At 49.4% G+C, this 21,805-nt stretch carries 18 protein-coding genes and 1 tRNA gene; 8 read left to right on the top strand and 11 right to left on the bottom strand.

Annotated elements, in window-relative coordinates:
• The 9 genes from Q0Y65_RS06775 to Q0Y65_RS06735 all read right to left on the bottom strand — a co-directional run.
• A partial coding sequence (locus Q0Y65_RS06775; protein WP_297958429.1) for a phenylacetate--CoA ligase family protein occupies nucleotides 1-829 on the bottom strand: 829 nt, incomplete at its 3' end.
• 113 nt (nucleotides 830-942) lie between these two features.
• Nucleotides 943-1,851, bottom strand: coding sequence for a LysR family transcriptional regulator (locus tag Q0Y65_RS06770; protein WP_297958428.1), 909 nt, complete (start codon nucleotides 1,849-1,851; stop codon nucleotides 943-945).
• A gap of 47 nt (nucleotides 1,852-1,898) precedes the next feature.
• Complete coding sequence (locus Q0Y65_RS06765) at nucleotides 1,899-2,810, bottom strand: PLP-dependent cysteine synthase family protein (protein WP_297958427.1); 912 nt, start codon at nucleotides 2,808-2,810, stop codon at nucleotides 1,899-1,901.
• 10 nt (nucleotides 2,811-2,820) lie between these two features.
• The gene (locus Q0Y65_RS06760) at nucleotides 2,821-3,981 is read right to left on the bottom strand and encodes a PLP-dependent aspartate aminotransferase family protein (RefSeq protein WP_297958426.1); all 1,161 of its coding nucleotides are present in this window, start codon (nucleotides 3,979-3,981) and stop codon (nucleotides 2,821-2,823) included.
• 83 nt (nucleotides 3,982-4,064) lie between these two features.
• Nucleotides 4,065-4,961 (bottom strand): class I SAM-dependent methyltransferase, encoded by an 897-nt coding sequence (locus tag Q0Y65_RS06755; RefSeq protein ID WP_297958425.1) that lies wholly within the window; start codon nucleotides 4,959-4,961, stop codon nucleotides 4,065-4,067.
• Nucleotides 4,962-5,567: 606 nt separating this feature from the next.
• Nucleotides 5,568-5,795: a hypothetical protein gene (locus tag Q0Y65_RS06750; protein ID WP_297958424.1), complete on the bottom strand. Its 228-nt coding sequence runs from the start codon at nucleotides 5,793-5,795 to the stop codon at nucleotides 5,568-5,570.
• A gap of 29 nt (nucleotides 5,796-5,824) precedes the next feature.
• Nucleotides 5,825-6,745, bottom strand: coding sequence for an ABC transporter permease (locus Q0Y65_RS06745; RefSeq protein WP_297958423.1), 921 nt, complete (start codon nucleotides 6,743-6,745; stop codon nucleotides 5,825-5,827).
• Nucleotides 6,742-7,560 carry an ABC transporter ATP-binding protein gene (locus Q0Y65_RS06740; RefSeq protein ID WP_297958422.1) on the bottom strand — a complete coding sequence of 273 codons (819 nt, stop codon included), beginning with the start codon at nucleotides 7,558-7,560 and terminating at the stop codon, nucleotides 6,742-6,744. Before Q0Y65_RS06740 ends, Q0Y65_RS06745 begins: the two co-directional genes overlap by 4 nt.
• Nucleotides 7,547-8,743: an ABC transporter substrate-binding protein gene (locus Q0Y65_RS06735; RefSeq protein ID WP_297958421.1), complete on the bottom strand. Its 1,197-nt coding sequence runs from the start codon at nucleotides 8,741-8,743 to the stop codon at nucleotides 7,547-7,549. The genes Q0Y65_RS06740 and Q0Y65_RS06735 overlap by 14 nt, the downstream gene beginning before the upstream one ends.
• Before the next feature lie 376 nt (nucleotides 8,744-9,119).
• Here Q0Y65_RS06735 and Q0Y65_RS06730 point away from each other — a divergent pair, with 376 nt between their 5' ends.
• Nucleotides 9,120-10,319: an MORN repeat-containing protein gene (locus Q0Y65_RS06730; protein ID WP_297958420.1), complete on the top strand. Its 1,200-nt coding sequence runs from the start codon at nucleotides 9,120-9,122 to the stop codon at nucleotides 10,317-10,319.
• Nucleotides 10,320-10,384: 65 nt separating this feature from the next.
• Here Q0Y65_RS06730 and Q0Y65_RS06725 read toward each other — a convergent pair whose 3' ends face one another.
• On the bottom strand, nucleotides 10,385-11,881 hold the full coding sequence (locus Q0Y65_RS06725) for a hypothetical protein (protein ID WP_297958419.1): 1,497 nt from the start codon (nucleotides 11,879-11,881) through the stop codon (nucleotides 10,385-10,387).
• Nucleotides 11,878-12,456 (bottom strand): RNA polymerase sigma factor, encoded by a 579-nt coding sequence (locus tag Q0Y65_RS06720; protein ID WP_297958418.1) that lies wholly within the window; start codon nucleotides 12,454-12,456, stop codon nucleotides 11,878-11,880. Before Q0Y65_RS06720 ends, Q0Y65_RS06725 begins: the two co-directional genes overlap by 4 nt.
• A 189-nt stretch (nucleotides 12,457-12,645) precedes the next feature.
• On the opposite strand from Q0Y65_RS06720, the gene Q0Y65_RS06715 reads away from it, so the two are divergent.
• The 7 genes from Q0Y65_RS06715 (at nucleotide 12,646) to Q0Y65_RS06685 (ending at nucleotide 21,688) form a co-directional block, all read left to right on the top strand.
• Nucleotides 12,646-14,994: a leucine-rich repeat protein gene (locus Q0Y65_RS06715; protein WP_297958417.1), complete on the top strand. Its 2,349-nt coding sequence runs from the start codon at nucleotides 12,646-12,648 to the stop codon at nucleotides 14,992-14,994.
• A gap of 231 nt (nucleotides 14,995-15,225) precedes the next feature.
• Nucleotides 15,226-15,882, top strand: a complete 657-nt coding sequence (locus Q0Y65_RS06710) for a GNAT family N-acetyltransferase (RefSeq protein ID WP_297958416.1) — start codon at nucleotides 15,226-15,228, stop codon at nucleotides 15,880-15,882.
• A gap of 368 nt (nucleotides 15,883-16,250) precedes the next feature.
• Entirely contained in the window at nucleotides 16,251-17,786 is a 1,536-nt protein-coding gene (abc-f, locus tag Q0Y65_RS06705) for a ribosomal protection-like ABC-F family protein (RefSeq protein ID WP_297958415.1), read from the top strand.
• Between the two features lie 87 nt (nucleotides 17,787-17,873).
• Nucleotides 17,874-17,948: transfer RNA gene (locus Q0Y65_RS06700), tRNA-Gly, on the top strand.
• A 306-nt stretch (nucleotides 17,949-18,254) separates the two neighbouring features.
• Nucleotides 18,255-19,760 carry a serpin family protein gene (locus tag Q0Y65_RS06695; protein ID WP_297958414.1) on the top strand — a complete coding sequence of 502 codons (1,506 nt, stop codon included), beginning with the start codon at nucleotides 18,255-18,257 and terminating at the stop codon, nucleotides 19,758-19,760.
• Between the two features lie 267 nt (nucleotides 19,761-20,027).
• Nucleotides 20,028-20,489 (top strand): RNA polymerase sigma factor, encoded by a 462-nt coding sequence (locus Q0Y65_RS06690; RefSeq protein WP_297958413.1) that lies wholly within the window; start codon nucleotides 20,028-20,030, stop codon nucleotides 20,487-20,489.
• Nucleotides 20,486-21,688, top strand: a complete 1,203-nt coding sequence (locus Q0Y65_RS06685) for a hypothetical protein (RefSeq protein ID WP_297958412.1) — start codon at nucleotides 20,486-20,488, stop codon at nucleotides 21,686-21,688. Before Q0Y65_RS06690 ends, Q0Y65_RS06685 begins: the two co-directional genes overlap by 4 nt.
• Nucleotides 21,689-21,805: the final 117 nt, after the last annotated feature.

The following is a 21,805-nucleotide window of genomic DNA, read 5'->3' as shown; positions in this document are numbered from 1 at the left end:
CAACGAGGATATGGTTCTCTGCGATGTGGAGACCGTCGTGGTATTCGCACTGTGCGGCGCAGGCGCCGAATATATCGGACAGGCCGTAGAAGTCGAAGACCTCGGCTCCCCATATATCCCCGATAGCCTTTCTTGTAGCGTCGATAGAGCCGCCCAGCTCGCCTGCAACGATGATCTTCTTGATGTTGAAGTCCTTCTTGGGATCGTAGCCTGCCTTGAGAGCCTTTTCACCAAGCTGCCAAGCGTAGGAAGGCGATGTCCAGATGACTGTGGGCTGGTATGTTTTCAGTATGAAGAGAAGTCTCTCGCTGGGGAGAGTGCCGCCCCAGATACATAATGCTCCCAGGTTCTGAGCGCCTATTACGTCGGGACCTCCGACGTAGAGCGAGAAGTTGAGGGCGTGTACATAGCGGTCGTTGGGTCTCATTCCTATCTGCCAGAACCAGCGGCTCTCGGTCTCCTGGAACTCGTCGAAGTCCTTCTTGGTGAAGGGGCTCATGGTGGGAACGCCTGTGGAGCCCGACGATGTTGAGATGAATACTACGTCCTCCTCGGGAACTGCTGCCAGCTCGCCCAGGAAGGAGCCTACGCCCTGAGTGTCGCGCTGTGTTTTCTTGTTGATGAAGGGGAACTTCTCAATGTCCTTGAGAGTCTTTATGTCCTCGGGCTTAACGCCTGCTTCATCGAAGGAACGCTTGTAGTAGGGGGCGTTGTCGTATGCGAACTTAACGATCTCCTTCAGATCCTCAAGCTGTTTCTTTTCCAGTTCCTCACGGGGAAGGGTTTCGAGTTCCTCGTCCCAGAATTTATTATTGATATCTCTGCTCATTGTATTTATCCTCCATATTCATATTTAATATATCTGTTTGGTATGTTTTAATTATACACCCTCATGGTACATTTGTCCAATACCAAAGGGTTATTCCGAGTTATAAGCTTTGCTTATATGTTGAGATAAGTCTTTATCTCGTCGATGTAGATCTCGGCCATTTCGCTGAGAATGACGTTTTTAAGGGTGATATAGCCTATCTCCATGACCTCGTCGCTTTCGTCCTCAAAGGGGACGGCTATATAATCCGAGCCGTTGAGCTCCTCGCAGATGATGCCCGAGCACAGCGTGTAGCCGTTGAGGCCTATCATGAGATTGAGCATTGTGGCGCGGTCATTGGCCTTGATGGTACGCTGATAGTCGGCGGTGCTGAGAAGCTCCTCCGCAAGATAGAAGGTGCTGTTGTCGCCCTGCTCAAAGGAGAGGCAGGGATAATCGGCCAGCTGCTCAAAGGTGATCTTCTTCTCATTTGCAAGGGGGTGACCCTTCCAGAGATACACGAATGGACTGCACTTTGTCAGCGTATGGAACTCCAGACCGTTTGAGTGCAGCAGCTTTGTCATGGACTTGCGGTTGAAGTCGTTGAGGTAGATAATGCCGATCTCGCTCTTCATGGTGGCGACGTCGCTTATGACCTCGGCAGTCTTGGTCTCTCTCACTGCGAACTCATACTCCGCAGTATCGAACTCCTTGACCATTTCCACAAAAGCCTTGACCGCAAAGGAATAATGCTGTGTGGACACACCGAACTTCTTCTTCACATTTCCCTTGCTGATATACTTTTCCGCAAGCACATCGAACTGTCCAACGACCTGACGGGCATACTGTATGAACTCGACGCCGTCGTTGGTAAGGGTCACTCCCCTGCCGCTGCGGTTGAAGATCTTAATGCCTATCTCCTTTTCCAGCTCCTGAACGGAGGAGGTAAGGGAGGGCTGCGAAACATAGAGCTGCTCCGCCGCCTTGTTCATCGAACCTGTCTCGGAAATTGCAAGTATGTATTTAAGCTGCTGTAAAGTCATAAAAATTCTCCATTCTTTTTACGAAAGGGTATATTCTCCCATACAGACTAATCGTAAAGCCCCGTGCTGAAATAGCGGTCGCCGCGGTCGGGAAAGACCGTTACTATATTCCCCTTCGCGCCGCTTTTTACAAGCTTCAGCACAGCCGCCATAGCCGCTCCCGAGGAGGAGCCTGCAATAACTCCCTCGGAGCTTGCCAGCAGACGGGCCGTATCGAAGGCTTCCGCGTCATTGATCTTTATCACATCGTCCACAAGGGACATATCCATTGTCTCGGCAATAAAATCATTGCCTATGCCCTCGATGTTGTAGTCGGCGTGCTCGCCGCCGCCCATAGTAGAGCCTACGGGGTCGGCAAGTATGCCCCTTGCTGAGGGAACGCGCTCCTTGATATAGCGGAGTATTCCCGTATAGGTGCCGCCGCTTCCCGCACCTGCCACGACGTAGTCTATCTTTCCGTCGAGAGCTTCATATATCTCGCGGCCTGTGGTCTCGTAGTGTGCAAGGGGATTGCTCTGATTCTTGAACTGCTCCAGGGATACAGAACCGGGTATCTGCGCCTTTATCTCCTCCGCCTTTCTGACAGCTCCCAGCATTCCCTCCTCACGGGGAGTATTTACCACCTCTGCGCCAAGTGCGCGGAGGAGAGACTGCTTTTCCGCCGAGAACTTTGTGGGAACCACGAATATGATCTTATATCCGCGGTTCAGAGCCGCAAAGGCTATGCCAAGACCTGTATTGCCTGCGGTAGCCTCAACGATGGTGCCGCCGCTTTTCAGAAGTCCGCGGCGCTCGGCGTCCTCTATCATGTAGAGACCCGTGCGGTCCTTGACGCTGCCCGAGGGATTGTAGAGCTCCAGCTTCGCAAAAACGCTGACGCCCTCATCGTGAACTATATTTCCAAGTCTCACAAGCGGAGTATTTCCGATAAGAGACTGCATTGAATCATAGTATCTCATATATATTATCTCACTTTCTCTCCGATTTTGCAATAGCTTTTTCAATGTCCGCAAGAATATCTTCAATATTCTCTATACCGATAGAAAGACGGATAAGTCCGTCGGTTATGCCGACTTTCCTGCGTATATCCGCAGGAATGGAAGCATGAGTCATTGATGCGGGGTGGCATACAAGGGACTCAACGCCGCCGAGACTCTCGGCAAGGGATACAAGCTCCAGGCTCTCGAAGAAGATGTTTATGTCATAGTTCTCATGGAGCTCGAAGGATATCATCGCTCCGCCGTTCTTAGCCTGTCTGCGGTTAATCTCATAACCCTGACTGCTTTCAAGTCCGGGGTAGTAAACATTCTTCACAGCCTTGTGTTCTGAAAGATATTTTGCAGCTTTTTCCGCATTGGAAACGTGTCTGTCCATGCGGACTGCAAGGGTCTTTATGCCGCGGATAAGCAGGAAGGAGTCAAAGGGGCCGAGAACGCCGCCTGTGGAGTTCTGGATAAAGGCTATCTTCTCAGCAAGCTCCTGCGAATTCACAACTGCCAGTCCCGAGACCACGTCGCTGTGGCCGCCCAGGTACTTTGTAGCGCTGTGAACTACGATATCAGCGCCCAGCTCAAGGGGCTTCTGAAGATAGGGTGTCATGAAGGTGTTGTCCACGATGACGAGAAGTCCGTGTCTGTGGGAGACCTCCGCAACTGCCTTTATATCGGTAACTGTCATAAGCGGATTTGCAGGGCTCTCGATGATGACCGCCTTTACGTCGAAGCTTATCTGGCTCTCGTATACTGCAAGGTCGGTGGTATCGGCGATAGTGTAGGTGATGTCGAAGTGGTCGAAGACCTTGCTCAGCAGACGGAAGGTGCCGCCGTAAACGTTGCTGGAAATAAGTACACGGTCGCCGCTGTGGAGCAGACTGAGCACCGCTGTGAGAGCTGCCATGCCCGAACCGAAAGCAAAGCCTGCCACACCGCCTTCAAGCTCGGCGATAAGAGCCTCAAGAGCCTCGCGGGTGGGATTGCCTGTGCGGGAGTATTCATATCCGCGCATTTTTCCGAGACCGTCCTGCTTATAGGTGGAGGTCTGGTATATGGGGATATTCACAGCGCCTGTGCGCTCGTCAATGGATATGCCTCCGTGGATAAGTGCTGTTTCTGTATTTTTAAAATTGCTCATAATAATTCTCCTTTTCTGTAGGGGCGGACACTATCCGCCCGAATGTTTTTTGCTGGCGAATGATTTCCGCCCCTGCAAATTGTTTATTCGTAATCGTAGCCTGCGGTGTAGGTGGCCGAGATCAGGCTAACGTTCTCGAATGCCCTGAGGCCGTCCTGCCTGCCGTCAAAGTACTTTTTCTGCACCTTTTCGGGCGGCATATAGGTGTCTATCTGGAAGCCCAGGGAGTACAGCGCCCGCGACACTTCATTGTAGTCGTATCCGCCGCGCATGACCTCGCCCATGGACTCCGTTATCTGTTCAAGTTTTGCCACTCTTCTGGGAAACTCCCCTGTCTTTACGGGATAGTCAAATACCGCCACGCTGCCGAGAGCCGAGAGCTCCGCCATCTGCCTGAGAGTATCGGTGAATACGTCCAGCGCAAGATAATAGGTAACGCCCAGTATGCTGAAGAAGGTCTTTTTCTCAGGATCAAAGCCTGCTTCCATAAGCTTGCCGCACATTCGCTCGCGCTCGAAGTCAACGGGCACATAATGCACATTATCGGGGATATTCCATTCAAGCTCCCGTATCTTTTCAAGCTTGTAGCGCTGGGTGTCGGGGTGGTCTATCTCGAAGACCTCGATATCCTCGTTGTCATTGCGGAAGGCAAACGTATCGGAGCCCGCTCCGCAGATAACGTACTGTATCTTTCCGTTTTCCCTTGCGAAGTCCATAAGCCTGCTCTCGTTGAAGTGTATCCTCGAAAGGGGTATGGGAGCGAAATACTCGCTTATGACCTGCTCCGTGTCCTCCCGTTGCAGACTGAGTGAACCGTCAAGTCCGCTGCTGATGAGCTCGTAAATGCTGTCGTATTCCTCCTTGCCCAGCATATCATATGCAAGGTAGTCGTCGTATATCTTCTGACGCGCCCTGTTGGAATGCCAGGCTCTCACAAAGGCGCATATCTTAGCTGTTACGCTTTCTCTCTCATTGACCATAATTTCCTCCGAAACATAAAAAATGCGCAGAATGACATTCGCATCCTGCGCATAACATATTACTCGCTTAAAGTCAGGAGATGACGCAACATCGCTGAGCATAGGTATGCAGAATACGGATATCGTTTGACTTGTTCATACAACAACAACACTGCATACAACACATCATATTGTTTCTCATGTTCAGCACTCCTTTTCATTAATCTCTGTATTCCTATCGGAACTGTATGTATTATAGCACAGCCTATAAAGAAAGTCAATAGGCTCAGACTATATTCAGCGATAGTTATAGAAATATTCTATTATTCCTGTAGGTTTTATAGATTTTGCTGTTATCAGAACTCAGATCGCAGGGCTGTCTTTGGCAGACCGTTAATACCGTTGCAGATAAATCCAAAGCCCGTGAACTGTAACAATGTTTCACTCTTTCTTTCTTACTTCCTTACTTGTAGTTTATTGTTTGTGCTTTTATACTTAAAGTAACAGTGCAAGAAAGAAAGGGAGAATAATATGTAATGGCAGCCTTTGGCAGACCGTTAATACCGTTGCAGATAAATCCAAAGCCCGGGTACTGAAACAATGTTTCACTCTTTCTTTCTTACTTCCTTACTTGTAGTTTATTGTTTGCGGTATTATACTCAAAGTAACAGTGTAAGAAAGAAAGGGAGAATAATATGTAATGGCAGCCCCTGGCAGACCGTTGTTTCCGTCGCCCCTTCGGATATGCGTTGCTGTACGGCGGACGCCCAGAGGGCTCCCCTGCAACCCGAAATAAAAAAAGCCAAAGAACGAACAGTTATCGCTCTCCGGCTTTATCATCTTGTATTTTTCCATTTTTTCCACCTTAACAGACGGCTCTGCGCTTACCGTTTCCACCTTAAAAGACGGCTCTGGAGCTTGTTGAACAGGAATGTTACTGCAATTACCACGAAGCCGATAACCAGAAGTCCTGTGATAGTGCGTGTATAGTCGCCGAAGTCCGAATAATACTTGACATAGTAGCCCATACCGTCCCTTGCGCCTATCATCTCCGCAGATGTGAGAAGTATGAATGACACGCTGAGTCCCTGATTGCAGCCCAGGAATATCTGCTGCAAGGACGCGGGAAGTATGACTCTGAACAGCATTTCGGGCTTGCTGACGTTGAGCACCTTTGCCGAGTCGATTATCTTCTTGTCAACGCCCAGGACTCCGCTCATGGTTCCTGCGAATACAGGCCAGAATGTGGCCAGGAAGATAACGAATACGGACACGGATTTGAATGTGGGAAGAAGCGCTATGCCGTAGGGTATGTAAACTATGGGAGGTATGGAGCTGAAAAACTTGGTGATATATGTGGCAGCTCCGCCTATTCTTGCGCTCCAGCCTATGAACAGTCCCAGCGGTATGGCAACGGCAGAAGCCAGCAGGAAGCCCTTGACTGTAGTTCCCAGTGAGCTTACTATATTTGTGACTATAGCCGACCTGTCCTCGGTGAACTGATGTATCACCTTGCCCGGTGCAGGGAAAAGCAGATCGTTGAGTATGTTGTACTTTGCAGTGGCCAGCGACCATATTCCCAGAAGCACATACACAAAGCCTGCGATATCCAGCAGCAGCGACAGGCTTTCCTCCTTTTTGATGAACGAGGAAGCCGCAAGTACGATGACTTCAAGTCCCACCGCAAAGGTTATAAGCGAGCCTGTGAAGACCTCCTTTGTTGATCTGTCGGGAAGAAGCTGTATCAGCAGCAATACTATGAACAGCAGATGAGTTATGCGGAGGTATCGTTTCTTCAGCGTCATAATACCACCTCATCTCCGCCGATACGCTCGGCAATATCGCTGTAGAGAAGTGACAGCAGCCTGTTGCGGAACTTTCCGTATTCGTCTGTCTTGACTAAGTCCTCACGCCTGCGGGGACGCTCAAAGGGAACGTTCACCACTTCGTTAACAGTGCCCGGGTGAGCTGTGAGAACAACTATCTTATCCGAGAGCAGTATGGCCTCGTCGATATCGTGAGTAACGAATACAACTGTCTTGCGCTCCTCGGAGCCGTCGCCCTCCCAGAGCTTCAGGAGAAGATCCTGCAATATAACGCGGTTCTTTGCGTCGATGGCGCTGAAGGGTTCGTCCATGAGGAGTATCTCAGTATCCATAGCAAGCGCTCTTGCAATAGCCGCACGCTGCTGCATACCGCCTGACAGCTGTGAGGGATACTTGCTTCCGAAGCCTGTAAGTCCCACCTTTGTAAGAAATTCATCGGCTATTCTCGCACGTTCGCTGCGCTTGACATCGCGGCGGGACTGCTTTATGCCGAACTCGATATTCTTCCTTGTTGTCATCCACGGGAACAGGGAGTAATGCTGAAAAACTACTCCGCGCTCGGTGCCCGTGCCGTGAAGCTCCTTGCCGTCGATCTGAACGGAACCGCCTGCGGGGGCATAGAGCCCCTCAAGCACACTGAGAAGAGTGGACTTTCCGCAGCCGCTGGCTCCGATAACGCTGACGAACTCTCCTTTGGCAACGCCGAAAGAAACGTCATGCAGAGCGTTGAAGCTTCGCTTGTTTTCTATATAGTTTACTGTGAGATCCTTGATCTCGATCTTATTCGTAGTCATCAAAATGCTCCTTCAGAGAATCATATATATCGTCGGATCCCTCCGCAATGATACTTTCAAGAGCAGCCTTGTAGATATCGGTGTTGTAGTAGGGTTCGATATCGTAATCGTCTGTGTAGCCAAGCTCTATGATAGTATCCTTCAGTGTGAGGGTACCCTTCTTGTCGGGATCGGGGCTCGATACGCTGAAGCCGCCGTAAACCTCTGTGTCGATGAATTCCTCTTCTATATCAATGTATTTCTTTACGTCCTTGACAGTCTTTTCGTGATCGGTCTGGGTGAAGTGATAGGCCTTGATGAATGCACGTTCAAGAGCTGTATATGTATTGGGATTGTCCTTGATCGCAGATGTCTTTGCGACCTGACGGCAGCAGGGCTGGTTCTTCAGCGCTTCCTCATGTGCGCAGTAGTAGACTACCTTGTAGCCCTGTGACTTTGCAAGTGAAGTATAGGGCGAATAAGCGGAAGCTGCGTCGATGGACTTGTTCATAAGGGCTGCATAAGCGTCCTTCTGGCTGTCAAAGTAAACGATATTGACCTTGTCCTTGCCCTCGCCTATCTCGATGCCTGCGTCCTTCAGGAGTATCTGGAGCTCTGCGTCCTGAACGCTGTTCTTTACGGAAGCAACGTTCCTGCCCTTGAGTATCTCAACGCCTGCTTCGTCCTTGTCGGTGAATTCAGACTTGATGACATAGCCGTGGCCGTTGGTCATTGCTCCGCCGAATATGGAAACATCGTGTCCCTGGCTCTGGAACGTAAGAGTAGGTACAGAGCCGATGAAGGCAGCGTCAAGCTTGTCGGATTCAAGGCCGTTCACAAGCTCGGCAGCACTGGAGAACTGTGTAAGAGTAACTTTGAGTCCCTCTTCCTTGAAGTAGCCCTCCTCAGCAGCAACGAATGCAAGGAGATGCGCCGTAGAGTTGAGATAGCCGATGTTTATATCCGTCTTTTCGGGCTGTCCGATAACTGCCTCTGCGCTGTCGCCGCAGCAGTCGGCAGGCTCATCTTCGCAGCAGTCCTTGGCCTTATCCTCGCAGCAGTCCTTTGTATCCTCTGCCGCAGTGGTGTCTGCGCTCTTTTCCGAGCTTACGTCAGCAGTGCCCGAATTGTTGTTGAATGCGCCGCAGCCTGTAAGCAGTGACAGAGCTGCGATCACGGAAATAGCTGTAAGTTTCTTTTTCATATTTATCTAACCTTTCATCACATTATTTCTTTCATATCCTCTTATTGTTTTTCCCCGGGTTCAGCGGCAACATCGCATTCGCTCCGAGTTGATTATCTGTCTGTGACTTTTCATTTTTATCACTCCTGTTTTCTTCGATGAACTAATCATACCATACCTATAGGCATTTGTCCAATACGAAAGGATTATGATTACCCATAGGAAATATCTATAAGTCGCGTTTTCGACGGAACAGCGTATATTTCCGTATATTTAACGCTTTCACGCCTTGTACGTCCTCATATATTTTATATGGCAGGAACGGCTCGGGACACACTTCAAATATTGACTTTACTATCGGAATATGATACAATATTCAAAAAAGAGATATGCTTCGGTGATACCAAGCATACACGGCGTATCATCACTGATGGTACGGAATGATAATGAGGATTCTGATACTATGGGAATGTTGGATTTTTTAAAGGTTAGCAACGGTATCGCAAACAATATCCATTTTTCAAGTCCTACCCTCGGAACAGGCACATATTCGGGCCATGTGGGCCATGCAAGGCTGCCTGACGGTCACGGAGTCTTTATAAACGACCTGGAGATCGAATACGACGGCGAATGGAAGGACGGCAGGCTCTGCGGCTTCGGCAGGAAATATGCCAAGGGATATTACGATATCGGCAAAGACAACGGCGATGACGACGTATGCAAATCTCTTGTGTATGCAGGCGAATTCAGCGACGACAAATTCCACGGAAACGGAAAGCAGTACAAGCAGTCGGGCAAGGTGGACTACGACGGCCAGTGGAAAAACGGCTGGCGGTGCGGCGAAGGCACCGAATACTACGAGAACGGACGGCCTAAATATGCGGGCTCGTGGAGCAGGGACAAATACCAGGGCCACGGCGTCTACACCTACGAAAACGGCGACGTTATCGAGGGCGAATGGGTGGACGGCGTGCTGTTCGGCGAGGCTGAACTCAGACAGCGCGACAACTGCGTATACAAGCGCGTATATATGAACGGCAAAATGGTCAGCGAGGAGCTCATAAGCGGTACACCAAAGCCCTCTCCCGATTCACAGCGCACAGTGAGATTTGACAACGGCACCTATGTGGGCGAGGTGGACTTCAACGGAAAGCTCCACGGCAAGGGCGTGTTCACCTACAATAACGGCGACAGATACGAGGGAGGCTACAAGGAAGGCCTCAAGCACGGCAAGGGTAAATTCACCTGGGCCGACGGCAACGAATACGAGGGCGAGTTCGAGGACGATATGCGCTGCGGTACAGGCGTGTACTGCTACAAGAACGGCAACAGATACGAAGGCCAGTGGAAGGACAACGTAAAGGACGGTATCGGCGTCTTTTACTACAGCAACGGCGACAGATACGACGGCGCTTTCTCTGTGAGCCTCAGACACGGCCGCGGAGTCTATCACTACAGGAACGGCTGCATACTTGACTGCGGCTGGGACAGGGATATGCGTCACGGCGACGGTATATTCAGATACCCCGACGGCAGGACAAAACGCCAGAAATGGGAGAACGACAAGCTCATAAGCGAGGAGGATATCAACTCCTGACAGCATAACAAAGCCGCAGGCAAATGCCTGCGGCTCATATTTTTATCTTCCTTTTGTTTTATATCTCAGTTGTTATAATCGCCGGGGCAATCGAACCATAGATCTACATAGCTGTAGACCGCGTCGCTGCTTGCTGTCCACGTCCTGTTCCTGAAGTCTATATCCAGACTGAACAGGTCGATGTAGCCCTGCTCATGGCTGCCCCAGGCTTTTACCTCAACATGACAGGGAGCGTAGTCATTATCGCCGTAGTGAACATCCAGCACCACTGCTTCACCGTCATAGTAAACGTCGTTATAATCCGCCATTCCACAGGCCTGATTGCTTGTTGTACCGTCACAGTAGGTGTCATTATGCTCGAACATATATGAAGTATTCCTGTCGAGTATGCCCTTGCTCACAAGATAGGTCTTGTCTATGGTGAAATGAGCATAATCATAGTTATGGGGGTGTTCTCTGTCGTATTCCTTCTGCCGCTGCTCAAAATTCTCGCTTTCACGGCGTTCAGCCGCGACTCCGTCTGACTCAGCAGCCACATAAGTATATCCGCCCATTTCGCTGAAGCTGTACTGTGAATATGCCGAGAGCCTTTCATTGAATTCGCTCTGTGATACTTTTTCGCGGTCAACGAACCATGCTTTCTGAGGAGCATATCCACCGGCATCTCCACCGTGATCATAGAAGTCTTTCCAGTCTGTGCCGTAATAGAATCTTACCGTATTCAACGAATAATCATCGCCCATAGTGACATAAATATCCACGCCGCCGCTCTCCTTGTCGTAGAGATGCAGGCACCTGCCGTCCGAGCTTATCTCTGGCATCCAGGTACACATGAGAGCGTCATCATATCCGTACTCATTCCTGTCGCATACATACTCTGAACCGTTATAACGATATACCGTCAGCATATAATATGCACTCTGATAAAACACAGCCAGCTCGGATACACCGTCTGCGTTGAGATCTATATACTTATACTGTATATCATATAACTGCTGATCGGAATGTATCAGCGTATCCAGCACCTTGTCACGAGCCGAATCGATATACTCCTGCGACACGGGAGAAGTAATATTGAAATCCTTCTGCTTCACCGTTGTCACCGTAGTCATTGCGCCGCCGGCTCCGCTTGTCTGCGTTGAGACCGACGTTGTAACGTATGTGGTGGAGGTCTTCTGATCTGTGCTGACAGAAGTTATTGCAGTCACCACATCTGATTCGCTTATCACGGGAGGAGCCTCCGGCTTTTTCCTCAGCAGGAGAACGCCTGTACCGATGAGCACCAGAGCTGCCGCACAGCTTGCCGCAGCGGTAATGACCCGCTTTATCGCCGAACGGCTGTAATTCTCTGTGGGCTCCGATACGATATAGCCATCGTTTTCCGTATCTGCGGAAGTCCTGTCGGCGACGCCTCCTGACTCCTCATATTTTTTTATGCTCAGCCTGCGCATTCTTTCTCTTGCGCCCTTGCTTATTATGGGAGAATCTGCGCCCATTTCGGCTATCTTTTCCGTATCTGTATTTTCAAGCACTTCAAACCCTATCCTTTTGTTGTCCTTCATATCTTCCCCTCCTTCAGCTCATAGCCCTCTGCCGCCAGCATGGTCTTCAGCTTTTTCAGCGCACGGCTGCACCTTACGCGGACAGTCCCCGCAGGCATGGAGAGCCTTCTGCCTATCTCTCCCGACTTCATATTATAGTAATACTTGTGGATCACCATGGTGGATTCGGGCTCCCCGAGAGCTTTTATGCACCTTATCATGATATCCCTCAGCTCCGAGCGCTCTGCGTTCTCCGCGACCGAGCCCTCCGACGGCAGCTGTCCCTCCAGCTCATCGATATAGGCGGTACGCCCGTTCCTTGCTGATAGAGAATGGAACATATTTATTGCCTTGTTGGAAGCGATCTTTCCTATAAAGCCCTTCAGGTCGCCGTTTACGGTCTGACTGCCGTCATAGCTCAGAAAAACCGCCGAAAAAACATCGCTGACACATTCTTCTATGTCCTGTTCCCTGCCGCAGCTCCTCAGCTTGTTGTATACTATGGAATAAACATAGTTCAGGTACTCATCGAACAGCGCATTCTGCGCAGCAGCGGGCGATCTGTCATATAATACCCGGTATTCGCTGTCTGTCATACTACTCCCCCGATCCTTTGATTTGAAAATCGTCTGCGTCGCTCTGACGTTTTCATTATACTTACTCAGGACAAAAATGTAAAGTGTTACACTTTATAATAAAAATTTCTGAAATAATTGAAATCCTCATAAGAATATGATATCATAAAGTTAAGAAGAACGTCAACTGCCAGCAGGGAGGCAGATAGTATGAAAGCAAAAAGATTACTGACCATTCTGACAGCAATGACCGTCATAGCTGCTCCCGTAACCGTTACCGCAGACGCCGGACTGTTCTCCCCTGCCGCAGCATATGCTGCTTCCGCTGAGGAGTACATAATAAAGACGGAATACGGGTATCTTCACTACACCGCCGAAAACGGCGAGGCCACCATAACAGGCTATATTTTAACAACGGAGGATATCATCCCAGAGCTTGTTCTCCCCGATGAGATAGAGGGAATGCCCGTTACGGCAATAGGCGATGATGTATTCTTCAACCCCAAGAAAGTCAAAGGCATAGTTATCCCCGAGTGCGTAAAAAAAGTGGGAAACGGTTCATTCACTTCAGACAGCCGCAGCTCCCTTGAATGGGTAAGGATAGAGAACAAGGAAATGGTGATCCCCATGAACTCAGGTTCTTTCCTTTCATACCTTACCATATACGGAAAAAAAGGCTCCACCGCAGAGCGCTATGCCACAAGAGAAAATCTGTACTTCATCGACTATGAAAAAATAGTCACCGACGGAACTTTCACCGGTATGATCGAATCCAACGGCCCATTGAGTTTTGTAGTTTTAACAAGGTGCGACAGCTCCGATGAGAATGTTGTCATTCCCTATAGCATAGACGGATATCCTGTCAGGACAATATCGAGCGGCGTCTTTTGCAATAACCGCAGTATAAAAAGTGTCTGTATCCCGGATTTCGTATACATCATAGGAGCATATGCATTCAGCGGCTGCACATCTCTTGAAGAGGTAAGACTCCCCGACGGACTGGATTCGATCTATGAGGGTGCATTCAATGGCTGCTCCTCACTCAGGGAGATAGAACTTCCGCAGAGCCTTGAAAATCTGGGAAACGATGTTTTTGCAAACTGTACCTCCCTTGAAACTGTGACTATCCCCGAAAGCCTTACGGATATAGGCAAGAACGCCTTTCGTCTGACTCCCTGGGAGGAAAGCTCCAGAACCGACGGTATGCTCATAATAAACGGCGTACTGCTTGACGGACAGGACTTCACAGGCGAGGAGCTCATCATTCCCGATAGTGTACACCGCATAGCCGACAATGCCTTTGCAAGGAATAAAAATATAAAATCGGTGGTCATTCCCGACACAGTGGAGCATATGGGATCAAACTGCTTCTCATACTGCACTTCACTTGAAACCGTCGCTGTACCCGACGGCCTTACCGATCTCGGTCACGCCACCTTTGAAGGCTGTTCGTCACTTACAGAAATAAATATCCCCGAAGGTATCACAGAGATAGGATCCTGGTGCTTTGCAGCCTGTGCTTCACTGAAAAACATAGAGCTTCCCGACAGTATACGAAGTATCGGATTTATGGCATTTGAACAGTGTAAAGGACTTGAAGAAATAAGTCTTCCATCATGCCTGGAAATGATCGATATGTATGCCTTCAGTCAGTGCAACAGTTTAAAGAGCGTCACACTCCCTCCATCACTGTCCTACATAGGCGACAACGCCTTTGCACAGTGTTCCTCCCTTGAAGAGGTCATACTACCCGCAAAAACGGGAATGGATATCCCCCGCACGGCCTTCACTGATACGCCGTGGCTGGAAAAGCTCAACGAAAACGGCGGACTTATCATCATTAACGATATGGTGTTTGACGGCACTGCCTGCACAGGCGATCTGTTAATTCCCGAGGGTGTCACTACAATATGCAGCAATGCCTTCTATGACTCGGAAATAACCTCTGTCACACTGCCGTCCACGTTGAAGAGCTTTGGTGACGGTGCCTTCGCCGACTGTAAAAAACTTGAAGAATTTATCATTCCCGACGGCTTCACAGAGATACCTGCAAATATGTTCTCGGGCTGCACCTCTCTTAAAAAGGTGTATATCCCCGACAGCGTCACCGTAATAAATTCAGGAGCCTTCAACTTCTGTACAGGTCTTACTGAATTCACCGTACCGAAAAACGTCACCGATGTATATATGTCTTTTCAGTACTGCGATCGCCTCCAAAAGATAATCTTTGAGAATCCCGACTGTATTATACACGGCGACAGCGAGAACTTTCAGGCTATCCCTTACTGTACCACGATTTACGGATATGCGGGGTCAAATGTCTTCGAGTACGCATACTCCAACAAGAAAAAGTTTGCGGAGCTCCATCACAAGGGCGACGCAAACGGCGACAGACAGATAAATGTGGCCGATCTTACGGTAATGCAGAAATGGCTGCTGAACGCAGATGATACAGGCATTAACGACTTTATGGCTGCTGATATCAACGATGACGGAGAGACCGACGTTTTCGACCTTATCAGCATGAGACGCCTGCTCCTTCAGGGCGGCGGCAATTGACGAACACTGCGGGCAGTCTGAAAAACTGCCAGTTTTTCTTGACATACATGGAAAAACGTGCTATAATCAGCTTGAAAATACGCATAATGACGTATTTTACACATTTTTAAAGGAGATCGTTGTTTGAAAAATAATAACAGAACTGAGATAGCAGCGTAAACGGGCGGTTTGCGAATACTATCCCACACAAGCCTCCCGTGTCCGGTCAACTATTTCAGGAGGAAAAAAACAATGAATAATAATGACTATATCATCCGCAGAGAAAACGAAAATGACTACCGCGAGGTCGAAAACCTTGCCCGCGAGGCATTCTGGAACCTGTCCAAACCCGGCTGCTTTGAACACTATTTCGTGCATATCATGCGCAGTCATGAGGACTTCGTCCCCGAGCTGGACTACGTCCTTGAACTGGACGGAAAGGTGGTCGCTTCGGTTATGTACTGCAAGGCAAAGCTCACGGACCAGCAGGGCAATGTGAAGAACATACTCACAATGGGACCGCTGTGCGTATTGCCCGGATTTCAGCGCAGAGGCTTCGGAAAGGCTCTGCTGGAGCACACCTTTGCTAAGGCGGCTGAAATGGGCTATGACGTTGTAATAAACTTCGGAAATCCCGATAATTATGTTGCAAGAGGCTACAAGAGCTGCAAGAAGTACAACGTCTGCTTTGCAGGAGACGTCTTCCCTGCCGCACTGCTGGTAAAGGTACTGCGCGAGGACGCCCTCGACGGCAGAAAGTGGACCTACTGTCCCAGCGATGTGGACCATCCCTGCGATGATGAAAAGGCGGTGGAGGAATTTGACAGACAGTTCCCGCCGAAGGAAAAGGGCTGGCAGCCAAGCCAGGAGGAATTCTATATACACAGTCACTCCTCCATAACATGGTGAGCAGCAAAAGTCATTAACCACGGCACCTCTGCCTGTTATGGCGGAGGTGCCGCTTTTTACTCTTGACAATAACAGAAAACTGTGATATAATTCTTTCAGAATAAACCGAAAGAGGTGTGAGGATGAAAAGATAATTCGCTTTTGAATACATGAATATCTATCTGACAGTGTGAAATTTACAGGCATACTGTCTTATCATGTTGCCAAAAGTGGATTATGTTCTCATAACCTCTTTTTTGTGCTATATATATCCATGCGCCCTGTACAGGCATATCCTGTCTTTGCGCCCTGAGGTAAGGAACATAACGGGAACTGTTTGGCAGCAAACGGTTCCCGTTTTTTGCCGGGAGCCGAAAGGAGGAATAAATATGTCACAGATACTTGTAAACGATCTTACATTCTACTACGAAGGAAGCTCCGACAACGTCTTTGAAAACGTGTCCTTTTCAATAGATACCGACTGGAAGCTGGGCTTCATCGGCAGGAACGGCAAAGGCAAGACCACATTTCTCGATCTGCTCATGGGCAGATACAGCTACAGAGGCACCATATCTTCATCTGTTGCATTCAGCTGTTTTCCCTGCCGCGTAACTGATGCTCAGGCAGAACGTCCCGCCTCGGAGTTCCTTTCCGAGCTTGAGCCGAACTATGAGGAATGGCGGCTTATCATCGAGCTGTCGCAGCTCGGCGAGGAAGCTGATATACTGTACAGACCTTTCAATACCCTCAGTCACGGCGAGAGGACAAAGATACTCCTTGCCCTGCTTTTCTCCTGCGGAGACAATTTCAGGCTCATCGACGAGCCCACAAATCATCTCGACGGCAGCTCCAGAGAAAAGGTGAAGGAATACCTTTCCGCGAAAAACGGGTTCATACTCGTTTCCCACGACAGAGACCTTCTGGACGCCTGCACCGATCATGTGCTGGTGCTGAACAGAAAGAGCATAGACGTTCAGAACGGCAACTTCTCCGTATGGTGGGAGAACAAGCAGCGCAGGGACAGCTTTGCCGAGGCTGAGAATGAGAAGCACAAAAAGGAGATACGCAAGCTGAGACAAGCTGCAAGACAGACCGCCGAATGGGCTGATAAAAGCGAGCGCACAAAGATAGGCTTCGATCCCATAAAGGAAAACGACCGCTGTATCAGCACTCGTTCCTATATCGGCGCAAAGACCAAGAAGATGCAGAGCCGCGTTAAGCACATAGAAAAGCGCATAGCAAGGGATATCGAAGAACAGGAAGGCCTCCTCAGCGATATCGAGCGTGTGGCCGATCTGAAGCTCTCGCCCCTTGTCCACCACAAAAAGACCATAGTGGATATCAGGGACTTCACCGTAACCTACAGCGGCTGCGAACGTCCTGTTTTCAGGCCCCTCACCTTCAGCATACAGCAGGGAGACAGAGTTGCTCTCCACGGCTCCAACGGCTGCGGAAAATCAACGCTGATAAAGGCCATACTTGACCGCGCGTCACATACCTCCGCACCGTCGGGCTTTGCGACCAGCGGCATATGCGACACTGCCTCGGGGCTCATCATATCCTATGTGGATCAGGACACCTCAAAGCTCAGAGGCAGCATACAGCAGCTCTGCGAGGAGCGCGGTCTCGATCTGAGTATGCTCTGCACCGTCCTGCGCCAGCTGGGCACGGAACGCTCGCAGCTCACAAAGAATATCGAAAACTTCTCCGAGGGACAGAAGAAAAAGCTGCTCATAGCAGCAAGCCTCCTGACGCCTGCACACCTCTACATATGGGACGAGCCCCTGAATTACATCGACGTCTTTTCCCGTATGCAGATAGAGGAGCTTCTGAAGCGCTTTTCCCCCACCATGTTATTCGTTGAGCACGACACCACCTTCCGCGAAAAAATTGCAACAAAGGTCATAGGATTCGACCCGTTCTGACATGAAATTCAGGCAGCCCGAAAATGGCTGCCGATTTTTTTATTTTGCACTTGCATTTTCCGGAATAGTATGTTAAAATAAATGTATGCAGATATAGTATAGCGGTTATTACTTCAGTTTCCCAAACTGAGGAGGCGGGTTCGACCCCCGTTATCTGCTCCAGCAAGCTGAGCCAGCTTGACCGCTGCCACGATGGCGCTTGCAAGCTCGCTCATTTTTTATAATCGGCTTACTCTGCTTTCGCTTACGGAAGAATATTCAGATAGTAACACATACACAGGCGGAGCCCCGCAGCCATATTCGCGTTTCACTTTGAGTGGAGCGCGATTTTTTTGCGCACGAAACGTTTTGTTCACAAAATGTTTACAATTCCAGCCGCACATTTCCCCCTCTGTAAACGTTAATATATATGAAAACGCACAACAGTGCTTTCGCTCGGCTTAATCTATTATTTAAGGAGGTATAATCATGAAGTTCAGAAAAACACTGGCAGCTCTTACCGCTATGTGTATCGCGGTACCTGCTGCAGCAGCAACGGCCGCGTCGGGTCTCACCCCATACATAACAGGCGACGTAAACGGTGACTGTGTATTCAACCTTGCCGATCTGGTTTTATTCCAGCGCTGGCTCAGAGGCAACACTGATATTACGATATCCATGGGCGGCGATGTGAACAGTGACGGCATTATGGACGTATTCGATCTGTCCGCTATGAGAAAAATGCTCATAAACTGTATAGCATCGGCTCCCGAGCCCTCATATGCACCCGATTCAAGAAATCTCTGCGCGGGCATAAGCTCTTCACACGCCGGCGGACTTGCTGCCGATGAGAAATTCATCAACAGTCAGGCAGAATTCACCGTTGAGATGTTCAGGAAGACATACGCAGAAAACAAGGATCCCGAAAATACGCTCATATCGCCCTACTCCATCATGCAGGCTCTGGCTATGACAGCAAACGGCGCCAACGGCAAGACCCGCACCGAGATGGAGAACGTACTTGGCGGCGGTATGAAAATGGAACAGCTCAACAAGTATCTGCTCACACAGCGTCTGCGCACCGTAAACAACAACAAGAGCGAATACAACGACTGGCAGATCGACACAGCAAACTCTATCTGGGCGATTAATGACGAGAATCGCATAAAGGTCCGTCCAACATTCCTTCAGAACTGTATCGACTACTACGACAGTGAATTCTACATCTCGCCCTTTGACGAGACAACTCTGAATGACGTAAACGGCTGGGTAAACGACAAGACCCACGGAATGATACCGAGTATTCTCGATAATATCGACATATACGACGTTATGTACCTGGTAAACGCCGTTGCATTCGAGGCACAGTGGGAAGAACCGTACTTTGAATACAACATGAAGGAGAGCAAGTTCACTGCTGCTGACGGTTCCGAGCAGGACGCAGATATGCTTTGCAGTCACGAAAGGTACATAGGCGACGACGACACCGACGGCATGATAAAGTACTACAGCGGCGGCAATTATGCCTTTGCGGCTCTACTCCCCGATGAGAACACCACTGTTGACAGCTTTATCGAAAACCTGACCGCTGAAAAGCTCAACGGAATTCTCAACAGCAACAAGGACAATAAGATAGAGGCCCGTGTGGAGCTTCCGAAATTCAGTTACGAATATGATAACGATCTGTCCGAAGAGCTCGTTGCAATGGGTATGCCCACAGCTTTCGATGCTTTTGCCGACTTCTCGGAGATGTCATCTATAGCCAACAAGAATCCTATCCACATAGGCGCTGTTATCCACAAGACATTCATAGAGCTTGACGAAAACGGCACAAAGGCTGCTGCCGCAACACTGGTAGCAATGAGGGAAAACGCCGTTGCTCCTATCGAGCAAAAGGAAATAAAAGACGTTGTCCTTGACAGGCCTTTTGTATACTGCATAATAGATACGGAAACAAAACTCCCCGTATTTATCGGAGCACTCAATTCACTTTGATGTAAAACATCTGTCTGCACGCTATTTTTAATAAAACATATCCTGTAAGGGGGATATTTCGGGGAACTCATCTCGGGTTCCCCTTTTTTCTGCATTACCGCCTGCGAAGCTGTTGCATTATACAATATTATATGTTATAAGCGGCGAGCCGCCGCTGCCTTTTTCGCGTGAAAGCTCTGCAAAACGGGAAGATAACGCCGCGGCTGTTGCATTATACAATATTATATGTTATAATGTAATTTATAAGACTTCGGAGGAGGTGGTCCTGTGTCTTTGGATATTGATGAACAGTATGAAAAGATATACCGTTACTGCTATCTGCGCGTCCGCCATAAGGAGACCGCAGAAGATCTGACGCAGGAGACCTTTCTCCGTTACCTCGAACACCCGCATTACAGCAGCGAGGACAAGACACTACAGCTTCTCTACACTATCGCAGGCAATCTCTGTACCGATGAGTTCCGCAAAAAGAAACCCACAGAGCTCTCCGACACCGAATCCGACGGCAAGGACATGGAGGAGGACGTTCTCTCGGGCTTTGAGCTGAAAATGGCTCTTGACAAACTCAGCAGCGAGGACAGGGAGATAGTATTGCTGAGATTTCTCAACGGCGTTCCCCTGAACGTCATAGCAAAGCTGTATAACATCTCGCGTTTCAGCCTGAGCCGCAGGATAAACCGTATCCTCAGCTCGCTGAAGGAGTATATGGGAAAGGAGGAGCTTATATGACCGATAAGGAAAAACTCAGACTTTCGGAAGCCTTCGGTATCCCCGAACCCGATAAGAAAAAGGAATTCATTGAGGAATTCAGAAAACGCGACACCGAAAAGCAGAAAAAGCCCGTTATGCCCATAATAATGCGTATCACAGCGGCTGCGGCAATGCTTGCGGTGTGCATAGGCGTTATCACTCATATGCCGAAGGGCAAAACCAATTTCGGCGTAAGCGATCCTCTGCCCATAGTAACGGAGACTACCTCCGAAGCTGCCGATACCACCGCCGATACCAACAGCGAGCCCACCACCGCCGGCATAAGCACCTCCTGGGCGGTCACCACGGAAAAGGACGGAGCTGCTGTCACTACCACAGCCAAAGACGGCAAAGCTGTGACCACTGCCACCGCAAAACCGGGAACGACTTCCAGGGAGAGCAGACCCCGGTCTACCACAGCTGCTTCACAGCGCCCCACCTCCGCAAGGACTACCTCCGCAAAGGTGACCACAACCAAAACAGGAGCTGTCACCACTACCTCAAAGAATGACAGAGTCATAGTCACCACATCGCCGCCGGAGATGGAAGAACATCCTGTTAGTCCCATTGAAGGCAACAGCCCCAAAGACTTGACGGTTTCCCCCGACTTTACATATGACGTAAACGGTGATATAATAGATGCCGGAGAATTTGCAGTAGCAGGAAATTCGCCGACAGAACCGATAGAGGGAAACGAGGGGCCGGATAAGCAAACTGCAAAAAATATTCAACAGATGTTTGATAATTCCTACGCTGTGGTACTTGCAAAAATCGATAAAATAGTGTATACTTCTATTGACGGGGTTCCCATGACTGCCGAAAACCTCACGGTTCAGGAGGCATTCAGGGGCGATCTGAAAAGCGGAGACAGGCTGACAGTGTTCATGGACGGCGGCTATATGCCTGCCGATGAGTACATCAGCAGCCACGGTCTGTACACCCACCGCAACGTGGAAGGCTGTTTTGTATATGACAGCTGCGGCTGCAAAGGCAGCCAGGAGGAGGGCGATACCCTGCTGTTCTTTATTAAAGACGGCGGCAGCGAACTGCCCGACGGCGCATTCTCCCCCGTCACAAGCGGAGATACCGCAGTATTCAGAAACAGATACGGAAGATATTTCTCTCTGGGCGACAATTCAACGTCCCTGTCCGAGAATGATCTCCGCAGCCTGGGCTGACGGACGCAAGCTCCGTTCCGGGCCATATATTGAAGGGATAGTAAAGGGATCACATAATCTGAGTAAGTTTTTACGGAGATCTATAAAATTTTTTCTAATTTCATGTCACATTTTCTT

Origin of the sequence: uncultured Ruminococcus sp., assembly GCF_947301925.1 — a bacterium.
GTDB lineage: Bacteria > Bacillota > Clostridia > Oscillospirales > Ruminococcaceae > Ruminococcus.
This window is presented reverse-complemented; position numbering and strand designations above follow the sequence as displayed.